Here is a 15014-nt window from a genome sequence, read left to right as displayed (position 1 = left end):
TAAAAAACTTTTTTAAGTAAAAGGAGCGGATTTCCTTGAAGCCAAACATCAGTCTCATCAATGCCGTGTTCAGAATCGCCTGCGGATTGACGATTATGTCAGCCGCCAGTGCAAAGTTTACGAAAAAACCTTGGTGCAGAATGCATCTCTTTTACATCTTTATGGGGGCCATGAAAGCGGGTTCGGGAATCTTGCGCTTCTGTCCTGTGACCTACATGTTTCAACACAGCGATTCTGGAAATAACGAGCATCAAAACGGATAAATGGAAAAGCTTGATCACAAAACGTGATCAAGCTTTTTTTTATGCCCACCCTTTGTTTTCATATAGAAATATCCTGCAGCTGCCAGCACTGCCGGATAAAGCAGTGCCCAGCCGCTGAATGAATAAATCACCGCGCACGCCACAAATGCCCCGAGCGCCATCCACCAGCCTATATCTCTCCTGCCCAGCAGTTTCAGTGCTGCCGCCATTGTACATATGTAAGATGCGATAAAAGCCGCGCTCGGCCCTTTCAACAGAGTCGTCAAATCGATTTGAAACAGACCATGCGCTGCAAGCACTAAGCCAAACACTGCGGCCATCGCTGTCAAAACGCGAATAGGCGTACGTTTTGTCGCACTGAGTTTTCCAAAAAATACGGGTATGTGCCCCTCTCTCGCCAATGCGTACACCATTCTTGAAAAACCGGCAATATTGGCATGGATGGTGGCGAATGTAATAAACAGCGCTAAACATACCGTGACATATACACCGCTTTCTCCTGCTCCTTTTGAAATGAGCATGGCAAGCGATGCAATTTCTCCATTCTCTCCATATGAATGAGTACCCACGGTCACAAATGACAGCATGATATACAGCCCCGCCACACAAGACGCTGCCAAAAACAAGCTGAGCGGGACATCTTTTTCAGGACGATGAAATTCCTCAGCCAACGGGGTAATCATTTCCCAGCCTACAAAAGAGAAAAAAATCATAACAGAAACAGATCCAGCGGCAGACCAGCCATGCGGAAGAAACGGCTTGAATTCTGCTATCGTGACGTGTGGCAATGACACAGCAATAGAAGTGACAAGCAGAAATACGATGACACATATAACGAGTGTACTAATGTTTGCTGATAGTTGAATCCCTCTCATATGAAGCAAAATAGATATAGCCAGCATGCAACCAGCAATCAATGTAATCTGCCAATCGGCCGCCTCTGTGATGTAACTGACGTAATGCGCGCCAGTCAAAGCGATGATGGGAACGCCGATCGGAACGGACCCTAACATGATCCAGCCCAAAATAGCCCCGGCTTTTTTCTGAAAGGCCAGCTGCACATAAGCCGTGATTCCTCCCGCGCTAGGCGCTATTTTCACAAGCCGGGCCAGCGTGCCGACAAGAAAAAAGGATAAGAAGGACATGAACACCCAAACAAATAAAGAAGCGGGGCCGGCCGTGTCCGCGGTGACAGACGGCAGGATTAATATCCCGCATCCTAAAACCGCCCCAATCGTTAACGCCGTCCCTTGTATCCAAGTAATAGAGCGCTGCAATTCTGGCAACATGATGCCCCCTCTCTGATTGATGGCTTTATTATAGAAAAAATAAGACGGCATCCATATGCTACAATGAAGTTAAATCAACAGCATTACCTTACGATCAAAGGAATTTTCATTCATTCGCCTAAATATGTAAAGGAGCCAGACAAATGGACGATACAGACCTTCAGATTCTCTCGCATTTGCAGCGAAACGGCAGATTAACGATGGTTGAGCTGGGAAAGCTTGTCGGACTCAGCTCGCCAAGCGCGGCGGAGCGTGTCAGGAAGCTGGAAGACAAAGGAGTGATTACCGGCTACAGCGCGAATATCTGTTACGAAAAACTAAACAAGCATGTCACCGCTTTTATTCTCATGGAGCCGAAAAGCTGCAAGCACTACGCCGCCTTTGCAACATCGCATCCTGATGTAGCAGAAAACCACCGCATCACGGGGATGTACAGCTATGTGACAAAGGTCGTGACTGAATCGGTACATACGCTTGAGGATTTTATTGACACCTCGATGGCCCATGGAAAACCAACCACGCTCGTTGTGCTTTCTTCTTCTAGCTGCCATCCCGCTTTTTGATAACAAAAAACCCGCAGCTATTCTGCGGGTTTTCCTCACTTATTTTTGGGCAGCCTTTAAAGCGCGTGCCCCAATGTCTTTTCTGAAAAAGAGTCCCGGTTTGAAAATTTCATCAACCGCTTTGTACACTCGGTCTCTAGCCGCTTCAAACGTTTCATCAAAAGCCGTCACATTGGCGACGCGCCCCCCGTTTGTAACGAACTCTCCACCTTCTGCTTTCGTTCCGGCATGGAAGACCACGACCTGCTCAGTTTCTGCTGCAAGGCTGCCGATCGGCGTGCCTTTTGCATAGCTTTCCGGATACCCTTCTGATGCAAGCACAACACTCACTGCCGCGGTATCCTTCCATCTTAAGTCAACTTCCTTATCATCTAAAAGATCAAGAAGCACCTGTACCAGATCAGATTCCATGCGCGGAAGCACGACCTGTGTTTCCGGATCGCCGAAACGGGCATTAAATTCAATGACCTTCGAGCCGTTTTCAGTAAGCATCAATCCAGCGTACAAAACGCCAGTGAAGGAACGGCCTTCTTGTACCATTGCTTTTGCAGCCGGCTTAACGATCGTTTCTACAGCATGGCGGACCGTTTCTTCCGAAATTTGCGGAACTGGCGAGTAGGCGCCCATGCCGCCTGTATTCGGGCCTTTGTCTCCGTCAAACGCCCGCTTGTGATCCTGGGCAATCACCATCGGATACACCTTTTCCCCTTTGACAAAGGCCATTAGAGAAAATTCTTCACCAGAAAGATATTCTTCAATGACAACGGACGCGCTCGCATCACCGAACTTTTCATCTTCAAGAAAGTCATGCAAGCACGCAATTGCTTCTTCCTCTGTCATAGCCACAGTAACGCCTTTTCCAGCTGCAAGTCCATCTGCTTTTATCACAATCGGAGCACCTTTTTCCTGCACATATGCCTTCGCCTCATCAAAGGATGTAAACGTCTCGTATTCTGCGGTCGGAATGTCGTATTTCTTCATTAAATCCTTAGCGAACTGTTTGCTTCCTTCGATGATCGCCGCAGCTTTTGACGGACCGAACACATGTAAGCCCGCTTTTTCGAATTCATCCACCAGACCTTCAATTAAAGGAACCTCAGGGCCGACAATGGTCAGGCCGACCTGATTTTGTTTTGCAAATGAGACAAGCCCTGCGTGGTCGCTTTCCTCAATGTTTACAAGCTGAGCGGAAGCTGCCATGCCGTCATTTCCGGGAGCGGCAAATACATTCTCGACGAGGCTGCTTTGCGCTGCCTTCCACGCCAGCGTATGTTCTCTTCCGCCTTTACCGATAATTAATACATTCACGTCGTTTTCATCCCCTTAATGTTTGAAGTGTCTGATGCCGGTGAATACCATGGCAATGCCGTATTCATCCGCTTTTTTGATGGAATCCTCATCTCGGATCGATCCGCCTGGCTGAATGATGGCTGTAACGCCCGCTTTTGCCGCTTCTTCGACAGTATCTGGCATTGGGAAATATGCATCCGAACCGAGCGCGCTGCCCTTCGCTTTTTCCCCTGCTTGCTCGATTGCGATTTTTGCCGATCCGACGCGGTTCATTTGGCCTGCTCCCACGCCGACTGTCATGTTGTCCTTCGCGAGAACAATCGCATTTGATTTCACATGCTTCACGACTTTCCAAGCAAGCTTCAAGTCTTCCCACTCTTGCTCGTTCGGCTCTCTTTTTGTCGGAATGCTAATCTCAGCATCATCGAAGCCGTGCATATCTAAATCTTGAATCAGCAGCCCGCCTTGAACGGATGTCAGCTGTTTTTCCTTTTGAACAGCGGCGGATACGTCAAGCGTCAGCAGACGGAGATTTTTCTTCGCAGTCAGGACGTCGAGCGCTTCTTGGCTGAATGAAGGCGCAATGATGATTTCTAAGAAAATGTTGTGAAGCGCTTCGGCAGTTGCCTTGTCCACTTCACGGTTCAGCGCGATAATGCCGCCGAAGATAGATGTTTTATCCGCTTCAAACGCTCTGTCAAACGCTTCTGCGATCGTTTTTCCTGTTCCCACGCCGCACGGGTTCATATGCTTCACAGCAACAGCAGCCGGTTCAGTGAATTCACGAACGATTTGAACTGCAGCATCCGCGTCTTTAATGTTGTTGTAAGAAAGCTCTTTTCCGTGAAGCTGTTCTGCTTGCGCAATGGAGCCTTTGACAGGAAGAGCTGTTTGATAGAAAGTTGCTTCCTGATGCGGGTTTTCTCCATAGCGAAGCGATTGTTTTTTCTCAAATGTCACAGTGAATTGCTCTGGTTCTTTTTCACCGACAACATTTGTCAGATAGTCAGCGATCAGTGCATCATATGCCGCAGTATGACGGAATACTTTTGCCGCGAGCTCGCGTTTTTTCTGAAGAGATACGCTGCCTTCTTCTTTGATTTGATTTAGCACTGGGCTGTAATCGGCCGGATCGACGATAACCGTGACATCCTGATGGTTCTTTGATGCCGCGCGCAGCATGCCAGGTCCGCCGATGTCGATATTTTCGATCGCTTCTTCATACGTGACGTCTTCTTTAGAAATCGTTTCTTTAAATGGATAGAGGTTGACGACAACGAGGTCAATCGGCTGAATCCCGTGTTCATTGATCTGCGCCATATGCTCTTCATTGCCGCGAACCGCCAGAAGGCCGCCGTGAATATTCGGGTGTAGGGTTTTTAACCGGCCGTCCATAATTTCAGGAAAGCCTGTCACTTCAGAAATTCCGATCACATCCACACCGTTTTCTTGAAGAAGCTTTTTCGTTCCGCCTGTGGAGATGACTTCAACGCCAAGCTCTGTCAGTTCTTTTACGAAAGGAACGAGATTTGTTTTATCTGAAACACTGATTAATGCACGTTTAATGGTCATGCCTTTTCACCTCTGTTATTTAATCCTAATAGCTGTTTAATCACACTCGGATACCATTTATGCTCAAGCTTGTGAATTCGCTGTTCGATTGTTTCCAATGTATCATGTTCATCAATTTCGATTGCCTTTTGAGCGATGATCGGACCTGTATCCATTCCTTCATCGACATAATGCACGGTGATTCCGGCCACCTTCACACCCGCCCGGAACGCCTGTCCGACTGCGTCGATTCCAGGAAACGCCGGAAGAAGCGATGGGTGAATGTTAATGATTTTTCCCCCATATGCTTGAAGGAGCGTATCACCGATCAGCCTCATATAGCCGGCAAGAGCAATCAATTCAACCTCGTGAAGACGAAGCTGTTCAATGATGGCTTGTTCAAATGCAGCCTTGTTTTCATAAGACTTCGGCTCAAATGCGAAGGATGGAATGTGGAATGCTTCCGCCCGTTCGATGACTTTCGCCTGCGGTTTGTCGCAAACGAGGAGCGCTGCTGACGCATCCCAGTTCTCCTCCTTCAAACGCGTGACGATGGCTTCGAAGTTTGAACCGTTTCCTGATGCAAATACCGCAAACTTTTTCATGAAAGTGCCGCACCGCCGAATGTGACGCCTTCACCTTTTTTCACACGCCCGATTAAATAGGCTTTTTCGCCATGGCTTTCAAGCGTTCCGATCACATCTGTCAGATGCTCTTCTTTGACTGCCAAAACAAAACCGATACCCATATTAAAGACGTTGAACATGTCTTCTTCCTTTAGCTTGCCGTACTCTTGCAAGAAAGAAAAAATCGGCGGGATCGGCCATGAGCCATGATCAATTTCCGCACTTAAGCCTTCCGGAAGCATACGCGGAATATTTTCAATAAATCCTCCGCCTGTCACGTGCGCCATGCCGTCGATTTTTCCGCTTTTGACCGCGGCAAGCACAGGCTTCACGTAAATCCTTGTCGGTTCAAGCAATTCCTCGCCAAGCGGGCGTTCAAACGGCTCATATGTTGTATCGAGGTCCAGCTCCGCATCATCCAGAAGCACTTTTCTGACAAGGGAAAAGCCGTTGCTGTGAAGGCCGCTGGAGCTGAGGCCGATCAACAGATGGCCCTCTTCAATTTTTTCTCCAGTCACGATTTCGTCCTTTTCTGCCACTCCGACTGAGAAACCGGCAATATCGTATTCATCAGCTGTATAGAGCCCCGGCATTTCAGCCGTTTCACCGCCGACTAAGGCTGAACCTGACTGCTCACAGCCTTCCGCAACACCTTGTACAATCTGTTCAATTTTCACTGGGTCCGCTTTGCCAACCGCTAAATAATCGAGGAAAAACAGCGGCTCTGCACCTTGTGCCAGCACGTCATTGACACACATTGCAACAGCATCCACGCCAATCGTGTCATGCTTATCCATGGAAAAAGCGAGCTTTAATTTTGTGCCGACACCGTCCGTTCCCGAAATGAGAACTGGTTTTTGATAAGAAAGCTCAGACAGGTCAAACATGCCGCCAAAACCGCCAAGGCTGCCCATAACGCCAAGCCGTTTCGTGCGCTCCACGTGTTTTTTCATTCGTTTTACAGCTTCATATCCGGCTTCGATGTCAACTCCTGCGTTTTTATATGCTTCAGACATCCTATTCACTCCTTTAAGGCGCTTTTCAAAATATCTCCCCGAACGAGGGCAGAAAGAGAAAGGCAGCCGAACTGCGCTGCCTTTATGTCATTTTTCAAGTTTTATTTGGTTAATACTGCTTCTTTTACGTGAGGAAGCACTGTATCCTGGTAAATTTCAGTCGGATATTTTCCTGTAAAGCAAGCGAGACACTGTCCGCAATTCGAGTCATCGTATTTTCTGCCGATGCCTTTCAGCAGCCCTTCCACACTCAAAAATGAGAGGGTATCGGCTCCGATTTCCTGACGGATTTCTTCAACAGAATGCGAAGACGCGATCAGTTCTTCATGTGTGGAAGTGTCAATGCCGTAAAAGCACGGATGAGCGATCGGCGGTGAACTGATTTTCACATGCACCTCTGTCGCACCCGCTTCTCTTAGCATCGTGACAATCCGGCGGCTAGTTGTTCCTCGCACGATAGAGTCATCCACCATCACGACGCGTTTGCCTTCTACAACCCCGCGCACCGCAGACAGCTTCATTCTGACGCCTTGCTCACGCAGAGCCTGGGACGGCTGAATAAACGTTCTGCCAACATAACGGTTTTTGATTAAGCCAAGCTCATACGGAATGCCTGTTGCCTCTGCATAGCCGATCGCCGCTGAAATACTGGAATCCGGAACCCCGGTTACGACGTCAGCTTCAACTGCGGATTCCTGAGCCAGCATTTTCCCAAGGTTTTTACGGGCACTGTGCACATTAATACCGTCAATATTGCTGTCTGGTCTGGAGAAATAAATGTACTCCATGCTGCAAATGGAACGATTGATATTCATGGAAAAACGCTCTGATTTCATGCCTTCATCATTAATGATCAGCATTTCTCCCGGCTCTACCTCGCGAAGGTACGTTGCGCCGACGACGTCAAATGCGCATGTTTCTGATGCGACCACATAAGCGTCGCCCATCATGCCGATGGATAGCGGTCTCAGCCCGTTTGGATCAAGTGCGACAATCATTTCTGTTTCGGTCATGATCAGGAACGCGTAGGCGCCTTTCAGCATAGAAAGCGAGTTTTTAATTTGATCCTTCAGCGTGAAGTGTCCGCTTCTTTTGATCAGGTGAGCCAAAACCTCTGTATCCGAAGAGGTTTGAAAGATGCTCCCTTGATTTTCGAGCTGCTGCTTCAGCTGAGTGGCGTTGACAAGATTTCCGTTATGAGCAAGCGCCAGGCTGCCGTTGTTTTGGGAACGGAAGAGGAGCGGCTGAACATTTTCGTATCCGCCGCCTCCAGCCGTTGCGTACCGAACGTGCCCGATAGCGCCTTTTCCCTTTACTTTGCTGAGTTCGCCGTTTTGAAATACTTCAGTGATCAGACCTTGGCCTTTGTGAGCCGTCAGCTTTTCACCGTCAGTCGCTACGATGCCAGCACCCTCCTGTCCTCGGTGCTGAAGGCTGTGGAGACCGTAATACGTGATTTGCGGGGCTTCTTCATGTCCCCAAATCCCAAAAACGCCGCATTCTTCATTTAAGCCTTTGATTTCAGCAAGCATGGGATAGCTCCTTTCCATACGCGTTCAAGCTCTTTCGTTTGCGCATGAATCATTTGTTGTCCGTCTTGGTTTTGAATCGCCAGAATTCCGTCAGCTGTTACCTCACCAATATGAACTGCATCTTTGACAGTTGCTTCAAACGCAGCTTGATGTTCTTTTTTCACTGAAACGACGAAGCGAGATTGAGATTCAGAGAATAATAACGCCGCTTCCCCTTCTACAGTCACATTAGCGCCAAGGTTTTCCGTCGTCATGACACTTTCCGCAATCGCTACGCCTAAGCCGCCTTCAGACACATCATGCGCAGATTGAACGAAGCCTTTTTTAATCGCGTCAAGCAGTGCTTTTTGACGAGACAGCTCTACATCAAGATCGATTTGCGGCGCTTTGCCGTAAATACGGCCTTCTGTCATTTTTTGCAGCTCGCTTCCGGCAAACTCTGGTTTTGTTTCGCCGATCACGTATACGAGATCTCCTGCTTGTTTGAAATGCTGTGTTGTAATGTGCGCTGTATCTTCAATTAGGCCGACCATGCCGATAACTGGTGTCGGATAGATCGCCGTGCCGTTTGATTCGTTATAAAGCGATACGTTACCGCCGATAACCGGAGTGCTGAGAACATTGCACGCTTCGCTTATGCCGTCTGCCGCTTTTTCGATCTGCCAGAAGATTTCCGGCTTCTCAGGGTTTCCGAAGTTAAGGTTATCTGTCACCGCAAGCGGTTCTGCGCCTGAGCAAATGATGTTGCGCGCTGCTTCAGCGACAGCAATTTTCCCTCCGACTTCAGGATCAAGATAGAGATAACGCGCGTTACAGTCTGTCGTCATCGCCAGCGCCTTTTTCGTTCCGCGGATTCTGAGAACACCAGCATCAGACCCAGGAGCGACAACTGTATTCGTGCGCACCATGTAGTCATACTGATCATAAACCCACTCTTTACTCGCAATCGTCGGCTGCTGAAGAAGGGCCTTCAGCATTTCATTCGCATCTTCAATTTGCGGAGCCGGAACGTCTGTTTCCAAAAACTCGCGATAGTAAGCAGGCTCTTGAGAAGGCTTATGGTAAACCGGTGCTTCTTCTGCCAAGGCATCAACAGGCAGCTCGCACACAACCTCTCCTTTATGTGTCAGGCGAAGCATTTTATCATCTGTCACATGTCCGACAGAAACCGCTTCAAGATCATACTTGTCAAAAATATCGATGATTTCCTGCTCACGTCCGCGCTCAATAACCAAAAGCATCCGTTCTTGTGATTCAGAAAGCATCATTTCATACGCGGTCATGCCTGTTTCGCGCTGAGGAATCAGGTCAAGATTCATTTCAATGCCAGAACCGGCTTTACTTGCCATTTCTGCACTTGAGCTTGTTAAACCGGCAGCTCCCATATCCTGAATGCCGACTAAGGCGTCGCATTGGATGACTTCCAGACATGCTTCAAGCAAAAGCTTCTCCATAAACGGATCGCCGACTTGGACAGCAGAACGCTTTTCTTCAGACGAGTCTGACATTTCTTCAGAAGCAAACGTAGCGCCGTGGATGCCGTCACGCCCTGTTTTCGCTCCTACGTACATTACTGTGTTGCCGACACCCTTTGCCTGGCCTTTTTTGATGTCTTCATGGTTGATTAAACCGACGCACATTGCGTTGACGAGCGGATTTCCTTCATAGCTGCTGTCAAACTGCACTTCTCCGCCGACTGTCGGGATGCCGATACAGTTGCCGTATCCGGCGATACCCGCTACTACTTCTTCAAACAAGTACTTCACGCGGGGTGAAGTCAGTTCACCAAATCGAAGAGAGTTCAATACAGCGATTGGGCGTGCACCCATTGAGAATACATCACGGATAATTCCGCCTACGCCAGTCGCAGCGCCTTGGTAAGGCTCGAGAGCTGATGGGTGGTTATGTGATTCAATTTTGAACACAACCGCTTGGTTATCACCGATATCAACGATTCCGGCGCCTTCCCCCGGCCCCTGCAGCACACGCTCGCCGCTTGTCGGGAATTTACGCAGAATCGGCTTTGAGTTTTTATAGCTGCAATGCTCAGACCACATGACAGAAAAAATTCCGATTTCTGTGTAGTTCGGCAATCTTCCAAGAATGGATTCTATCAATGCAAACTCATCATCACTGACACCCATTTGCTGATACAGTTTCTCTTCTTTTATTTGTTCTTTACTTGGTTCAAGCAGTAGTGACATGAGTTTCCCTCCAATTTTTCACGATAGACTGGAACAATTTAAGACCGTCGGCGCTTCCAAGCAGTTCATCGACCGCGCGCTCAGGGTGAGGCATCATGCCTAATACATTGCCTTTCTCATTCACGACACCGGCAATGTCGCTGACACTTCCATTAATATTAGAGCCGTATGTGAAAGCAATTTGATTGTTTTCCTTTAATGTAGCAAGCGTCTCGTCATCACAGTAGAAATTCCCTTCACCATGGGCAACCGGGATTGTAATCGATTCTCCCTTTTCGTAGGAAGCTGTGAATAAGGTTTCGTCGTTCTGAACAATCAATTCAACCGGACGGCAAATGAACTTCAGATCTTTGTTGCGTCTCATTGCGCCTGGCAGCAGCCCAAGCTCCTGTAAAATCTGGAATCCGTTACAGACGCCAAGAACAGGTTTTCCTTCAGCCGCTGCTTGTTTGACAGCTGGCATAATATTCGCAAATCGGGCGATGGCGCCGCATCTTAAGTAATCGCCGTAAGAAAATCCTCCCGGAATTAACACGCCGTCGAAGCCGTCAAGGCTTGTTTCCTCATGCCAGACGTATTCCACTTCATGGCCGAGCTCATCCTTTACAGCATGATACATATCGATATCACAGTTGGAGCCGGGTAACACAATCACCGCAAATTTCACTGTGCGACTACCTCCTCAACCTCATATCTATAATCTTCAATCACTGTGTTCGCAAGAAGTTTTTCGCACATTTCTTTCACTAGCACGTCAAGATCACGGTCAGATTTTTCAATGGTAAGCTCCATGTATTTCCCGATGCGCACATCTTGAACTTCGTTGTAAGTCATACTGTGCAAGGCATGCTGGACAGCGCTCCCTTGTGGATCTAGTACACTTTCTTTTAAGCTGACATAAACTTTTACTTTATACATGATGAATGCCTCCCAGTCTATTGAAAATCTCTTCGTATGCGTCGGTTAAGCTTCCCAGATTGCGTCTGAATAAATCTTTGTCCAGCTTTTCGTTCGTTTCTTTATCCCACAAGCGGCATGTGTCAGGAGATATTTCATCCGCCAAAAGCACTTGCCCTTCTGCATCTAAACCGAATTCAAGCTTGAAATCTATTAATCTGACATGACAATCGTCGAAGATGCTTTGAAGCTCTTCATTTACTATTGTTGTAATGGACTTAATGGTTTCTACCTGCTCAGGAGTCGCCGCCTTCAAAAGCCAAATATGATCTTCTGTGATGAGCGGATCACCCAGCGCGTCATCCTTGTAGTAAAACTCGATAATCGGCTGCTCAAGCTCCGTGCCTTCTGGAATGCCGAGACGTTTGGACATGCTTCCTGCCACAACATTTCTTACCACGACTTCAAGCGGCACAATCGTTACCTTTTTAATGAGCTGCTCCGTTTCCGAAATGCGCTCGATAAAATGATTGTTAATGCCCTTAGCATGAAGGTGTTTGAAAATGAGGCTTGAAATTTCATTATTTAAGCGCCCTTTTCCGCTGATTTCTGCTTTTTTCTCGCCGTTAAAGGCAGTGGCGGAGTCTTTATACACGACATACAGCGTGTTTTCGTCATCGGTTTTGTAGATCTTTTTTGCTTTTCCTTCGTATAAAAGTTCATTCTTCACAATATTCACGGAAGGCCTCCTAACCCGAATGTTGGGAATTTTCAAACTGCGGCGGCTTAGAAGAAGCCGCTAAAAGCTTCTTCTATGCTAAACCTAAACGTTCAAAGATCAGATCAACATTTTTCAGATGGTAATTGTAATCAAAGCAGTCAGCAATTTTTTCTGGAGAAAGACGTGACGTGATTTTCTCTTCCGCTTCCACAAGCTCGCGGAACGGCACTTGTTTTTCCCACGCTTCCATTGCTTTCGGCTGAACTGTATCATAGGCTTCTTCACGAGTCAGGCCTGTGTCAATCAAAGCAAGGAGCACACGCTGAGAATAGATAAGGCCGAGAGTGCGGTCCATGTTGCGCTTCATGTTTTCCGGGAAGACCGTTAAGTTCTTCACGATGTTGGAGAAGCGGTTCAGCATGTAGTTCAGCGCAATTGTCGCATCCGGAAGAATAATTCGTTCTGCTGAAGAATGAGAAATATCGCGCTCATGCCATAATGGAACATTTTCGTAAGCTGTCATCATGTAGCCGCGGATCACGCGCGCCATGCCTGTCATGTTTTCAGAGCCAATCGGATTTCGTTTATGCGGCATTGCAGATGAACCCTTTTGCCCTTTCGCGAAAAATTCCTCTACTTCACGTGTTTCACTCTTTTGCAGTCCGCGGATTTCCACAGCGAATTTCTCGATGCTTGTCGCGATCAAAGCAAGTGTTGCCATATAGTCAGCATGGCGGTCACGCTGAAGGGTTTGAGTGGAAATCGGTGCTGCTTTCAATCCGAGCTTCTCACAGACATATTGTTCAACAAATGGATCAATGTTCGCATATGTGCCGACAGCACCGGAAATCTTTCCAACCTCGATGCCTGCTTTCGCTTGTTTGAAGCGCTCAAGATTACGTTTCATTTCTTCATGCCAAAGCGCAAGTTTTAAGCCGAATGTTGTAGGCTCAGCGTGTACGCCGTGTGTGCGCCCCATCATGACTGTGTATTTATGTTCTTTCGCTTTTTCTTTTATAATGTCAACAAATCTCTCAAGATCCTTGAGCAAAATATCGTTTGCCTGTTTTAATAAGTAGGAAAGAGCCGTATCAACAACGTCAGTTGACGTTAAGCCGTAATGCACCCATTTTCTTTCTTCGCCCAGTGATTCGGATACAGCGCGCGTAAAAGCGACAACGTCATGGCGCGTGTCCTTTTCGATTTCTAAAATGCGGTTGATGTCAAATGACGCGTTTTCGCGCATAACCTTTACATCTTCTTTCGGAATGACGCCAAGCTCCGCCCACGCTTCACAGGCAAGAATTTCAACCTCTAACCATGCTTGAAATCTGTTTTCATCCGTCCAAATCGCGGACATTTCAGGTCTTGAATAACGTTCGATCATTCTGCTTGTCCTCCGTCTCTATTCATCCATTTATTTGTGATCTCCTGAATCCATTCGTCTTCAGGCTGCTTCATAAATGTAATATGCCCCATTTTGCGGCCTTTTTTGATTTCATGTTTTCCGTATATATATAGCTTTGCCTCTTTTAAAAGCTCCGGGTCTTCCTCAACAAGCTTCACTTCATCGCCGAGAAGATTCACCATCATGCCCGGCTTCAGCAAATCTGTCTTCCCAAGCGGAAGCCCGCATACCGCTCTGATATGCTGCTCAAACTGGCTCGTCTCGCAAAGGTCCAGCGTATAATGCCCTGAATTGTGCGGTCTTGGCGCCAGTTCATTGACCAAAAGCTCTCCGTCCTCTGTCAGGAACATCTCAACAGCAAGCGGTCCGACAAGGTTAAGCTCATCTGCAAGCTTAACTGCGAGATCAGCAGCCTTCTGCTGAATCCCTTTCTCTACCCGTGCGGGCACGATGCTTTGGAAAAGAATATTGTTGTGGTGAATGTTTTCAGCTGTCGGAAATGTTGAAATTTCACCGTTTACCGATCTAACGACGATCACCGACAGTTCCATTTTAAAAGAAACCCAGCTTTCAAGAATGCAAGTTCCGTGTTCTAACAGAGCGGCTGCCTGCTCCATTTGCGCCTCTTCTTTTATCACAAATTGGCCTTTGCCGTCGTACCCGCCGCGGCATGTTTTCAGCACTGCCGGAAGCCTGAGCTCCTGTACTGCCTGTTTCAATTCATTCTTTGTTTTGACGATGCTGTACGGTGCGACTTCACAGCCCGCGGATTGAATTGCTTTTTTCTCTGTTTCACGGTTTTGGGTAATAAGCAGCAGCTCACTTCCTTGCGGGAGATACGCATGATCTTTTAGCCAATGCAGCGCATCATAGTCGATGTTTTCAAACTCATATGTGATGATATCGCTGATTTCAGCCAATTTTCGAATCGCTTCACGGTCATTATAATGAGCGGTAATTTCGACATCCGCAACCTGCCCGCACGGCGAATCTTTCACCGGATCAACGACCGCGACTTTATACCCCATTTGTTTGGCGGACACAGCCATCATTTTCCCAAGCTGGCCGCCGCCGATAATGCCGATTACAGCTCCCGGATAGATGATTTGTTTAGACAAGCTGATCACTGCTTTCTAACACTGTCTGTTTTGTATTTTCTCTTCTCTCATCCAGCTTACGGGCAAGGTCTTCGTCAAATGCTGACAAAATTTGCGCCGCTAACAGGCCTGCGTTCACAGCACCCGCTTTGCCGATGGATGTTGTCGCAACAGGCACGCCTCCAGGCATTTGGACGATGGAAAGAAGTGAATCCATTCCGTTCAGCGCCTTGGACTGAACCGGAACTCCAATGACTGGCAGTGTTGTTTTCGCAGCCGTCATCCCTGGCAGATGCGCCGCTCCTCCGGCACCGGCAATAATCACCTTGATGCCTCTTTCTCTAGCAGTTTCAGCATATTCAAACATGAAATCAGGCGTCCGGTGAGCGGAAACGACCTTTTTTTCGTACGGAACATTGAGTTCGTCAAGTATGTCGCATGCGTGTTTCATTGTCTCCCAATCGGAAGTGCTTCCCATGATGATTCCTACTAGCGGCTGCATTCTGTTCCCCACCTTCTAATGCTTTTGTTTTCAGAAAATAAAAAATACCCGCTCT

Annotated in this window: 15 protein-coding genes; 2 read left to right on the top strand and 13 right to left on the bottom strand. The window is 47.7% G+C overall.

All coding sequences use genetic code 11. From position 1 onward, the window contains the following. The first annotated feature begins 35 nt into the window (after window positions 1-35). On the top strand, window positions 36-263 hold the full coding sequence (gene yezF / locus BSU_06559; protein ID YP_003097691.1) for a hypothetical protein: 228 nt from the start codon (window positions 36-38) through the stop codon (window positions 261-263). Between the two features lie 14 nt (window positions 264-277). On the opposite strand, the gene yecA is transcribed toward yezF, so the two are convergent. Beyond that, the gene (gene yecA, locus BSU_06550; RefSeq protein NP_388537.2) at window positions 278-1552 is read right to left on the bottom strand and encodes a putative amino acid exporter; all 1275 of its coding nucleotides are present in this window, start codon (window positions 1550-1552) and stop codon (window positions 278-280) included. Between the two features lie 143 nt (window positions 1553-1695). Here yecA and yezC point away from each other — a divergent pair, with 143 nt between their 5' ends. Next, window positions 1696-2115, top strand: coding sequence for a putative transcriptional regulator (Lrp/AsnC family) (gene yezC, locus BSU_06540; protein NP_388536.2), 420 nt, complete (start codon window positions 1696-1698; stop codon window positions 2113-2115). Between the two features lie 39 nt (window positions 2116-2154). Here yezC and purD read toward each other — a convergent pair whose 3' ends face one another. The 12 genes from purD to purE all read right to left on the bottom strand — a co-directional run bounded on the left by purD (window position 2155) and on the right by purE (window position 14959). Further along, window positions 2155-3423 carry a phosphoribosylglycinamide synthetase gene (purD, locus tag BSU_06530; protein NP_388535.1) on the bottom strand — a complete coding sequence of 423 codons (1269 nt, stop codon included), beginning with the start codon at window positions 3421-3423 and terminating at the stop codon, window positions 2155-2157. Between the two features lie 15 nt (window positions 3424-3438). Next, entirely contained in the window at window positions 3439-4977 is a 1539-nt protein-coding gene (gene purH / locus BSU_06520; protein NP_388534.2) for a fused phosphoribosylaminoimidazole carboxy formyl formyltransferase; inosine-monophosphate cyclohydrolase, read from the bottom strand. Beyond that, window positions 4974-5561 carry a phosphoribosylglycinamide formyltransferase gene (purN, locus tag BSU_06510; protein ID NP_388533.2) on the bottom strand — a complete coding sequence of 196 codons (588 nt, stop codon included), beginning with the start codon at window positions 5559-5561 and terminating at the stop codon, window positions 4974-4976. The genes purH and purN overlap by 4 nt, the downstream gene beginning before the upstream one ends. Continuing rightward, window positions 5558-6598 (bottom strand): phosphoribosylaminoimidazole synthetase, encoded by a 1041-nt coding sequence (purM, locus tag BSU_06500; RefSeq protein ID NP_388532.2) that lies wholly within the window; start codon window positions 6596-6598, stop codon window positions 5558-5560. The genes purN and purM overlap by 4 nt, the downstream gene beginning before the upstream one ends. A 101-nt stretch (window positions 6599-6699) precedes the next feature. Continuing rightward, window positions 6700-8130 carry a glutamine phosphoribosylpyrophosphate amidotransferase gene (purF, locus tag BSU_06490; RefSeq protein ID NP_388531.2) on the bottom strand — a complete coding sequence of 477 codons (1431 nt, stop codon included), beginning with the start codon at window positions 8128-8130 and terminating at the stop codon, window positions 6700-6702. After that, window positions 8106-10334, bottom strand: a complete 2229-nt coding sequence (purL, locus tag BSU_06480; protein NP_388530.2) for a phosphoribosylformylglycinamidine synthetase subunit II — start codon at window positions 10332-10334, stop codon at window positions 8106-8108. Before purL ends, purF begins: the two co-directional genes overlap by 25 nt. Further along, window positions 10318-11001: a phosphoribosylformylglycinamidine synthetase subunit I gene (purQ, locus tag BSU_06470; protein ID NP_388529.1), complete on the bottom strand. Its 684-nt coding sequence runs from the start codon at window positions 10999-11001 to the stop codon at window positions 10318-10320. Before purQ ends, purL begins: the two co-directional genes overlap by 17 nt. Beyond that, window positions 10998-11252 (bottom strand): factor required for phosphoribosylformylglycinamidine synthetase activity, encoded by a 255-nt coding sequence (gene purS, locus BSU_06460; protein NP_388528.1) that lies wholly within the window; start codon window positions 11250-11252, stop codon window positions 10998-11000. Before purS ends, purQ begins: the two co-directional genes overlap by 4 nt. After that, a complete protein-coding gene (gene purC, locus BSU_06450; RefSeq protein NP_388527.1) occupies window positions 11245-11970 on the bottom strand; it encodes a phosphoribosylaminoimidazole succinocarboxamide synthetase in 726 nt (241 codons plus the stop codon). The genes purS and purC overlap by 8 nt, the downstream gene beginning before the upstream one ends. A gap of 73 nt (window positions 11971-12043) precedes the next feature. Beyond that, a complete protein-coding gene (gene purB, locus BSU_06440) occupies window positions 12044-13339 on the bottom strand; it encodes an adenylosuccinate lyase (RefSeq protein NP_388526.1) in 1296 nt (431 codons plus the stop codon). Next, window positions 13336-14478 (bottom strand): N5-carboxyaminoimidazole ribonucleotide synthase, encoded by a 1143-nt coding sequence (purK, locus tag BSU_06430; protein NP_388525.2) that lies wholly within the window; start codon window positions 14476-14478, stop codon window positions 13336-13338. The genes purB and purK overlap by 4 nt, the downstream gene beginning before the upstream one ends. Next, window positions 14471-14959, bottom strand: a complete 489-nt coding sequence (gene purE / locus BSU_06420; RefSeq protein NP_388524.1) for a N5-carboxyaminoimidazole ribonucleotide mutase — start codon at window positions 14957-14959, stop codon at window positions 14471-14473. The genes purK and purE overlap by 8 nt, the downstream gene beginning before the upstream one ends. Window positions 14960-15014 lie beyond the last annotated feature (55 nt).

The organism is Bacillus subtilis subsp. subtilis str. 168, from assembly GCF_000009045.1.
In the GTDB taxonomy this organism is placed as follows: Bacteria; Bacillota; Bacilli; order Bacillales; family Bacillaceae; genus Bacillus; species Bacillus subtilis.
This window is presented reverse-complemented; position numbering and strand designations above follow the sequence as displayed.

Coding starts and splice junctions, on each gene's coding strand:
- purB (NP_388526.1), bottom strand. CDS start 13,339: ATGATCGAACGTTATTCAAGACCTGAAATGTCCGCGATTTGGACGGAT.
- purN (NP_388533.2), bottom strand. CDS start 5,561: ATGAAAAAGTTTGCGGTATTTGCATCAGGAAACGGTTCAAACTTCGAA.
- purH (NP_388534.2), bottom strand. CDS start 4,977: ATGACCATTAAACGTGCATTAATCAGTGTTTCAGATAAAACAAATCTC.
- purL (NP_388530.2), bottom strand. CDS start 10,334: ATGTCACTACTGCTTGAACCAAGTAAAGAACAAATAAAAGAAGAGAAA.
- yecA (NP_388537.2), bottom strand. CDS start 1,552: ATGTTGCCAGAATTGCAGCGCTCTATTACTTGGATACAAGGGACGGCG.
- purE (NP_388524.1), bottom strand. CDS start 14,959: ATGCAGCCGCTAGTAGGAATCATCATGGGAAGCACTTCCGATTGGGAG.
- yezC (NP_388536.2), top strand. CDS start 1,696: ATGGACGATACAGACCTTCAGATTCTCTCGCATTTGCAGCGAAACGGC.
- purF (NP_388531.2), bottom strand. CDS start 8,130: ATGCTTGCTGAAATCAAAGGCTTAAATGAAGAATGCGGCGTTTTTGGG.
- purM (NP_388532.2), bottom strand. CDS start 6,598: ATGTCTGAAGCATATAAAAACGCAGGAGTTGACATCGAAGCCGGATAT.
- purS (NP_388528.1), bottom strand. CDS start 11,252: ATGTATAAAGTAAAAGTTTATGTCAGCTTAAAAGAAAGTGTACTAGAT.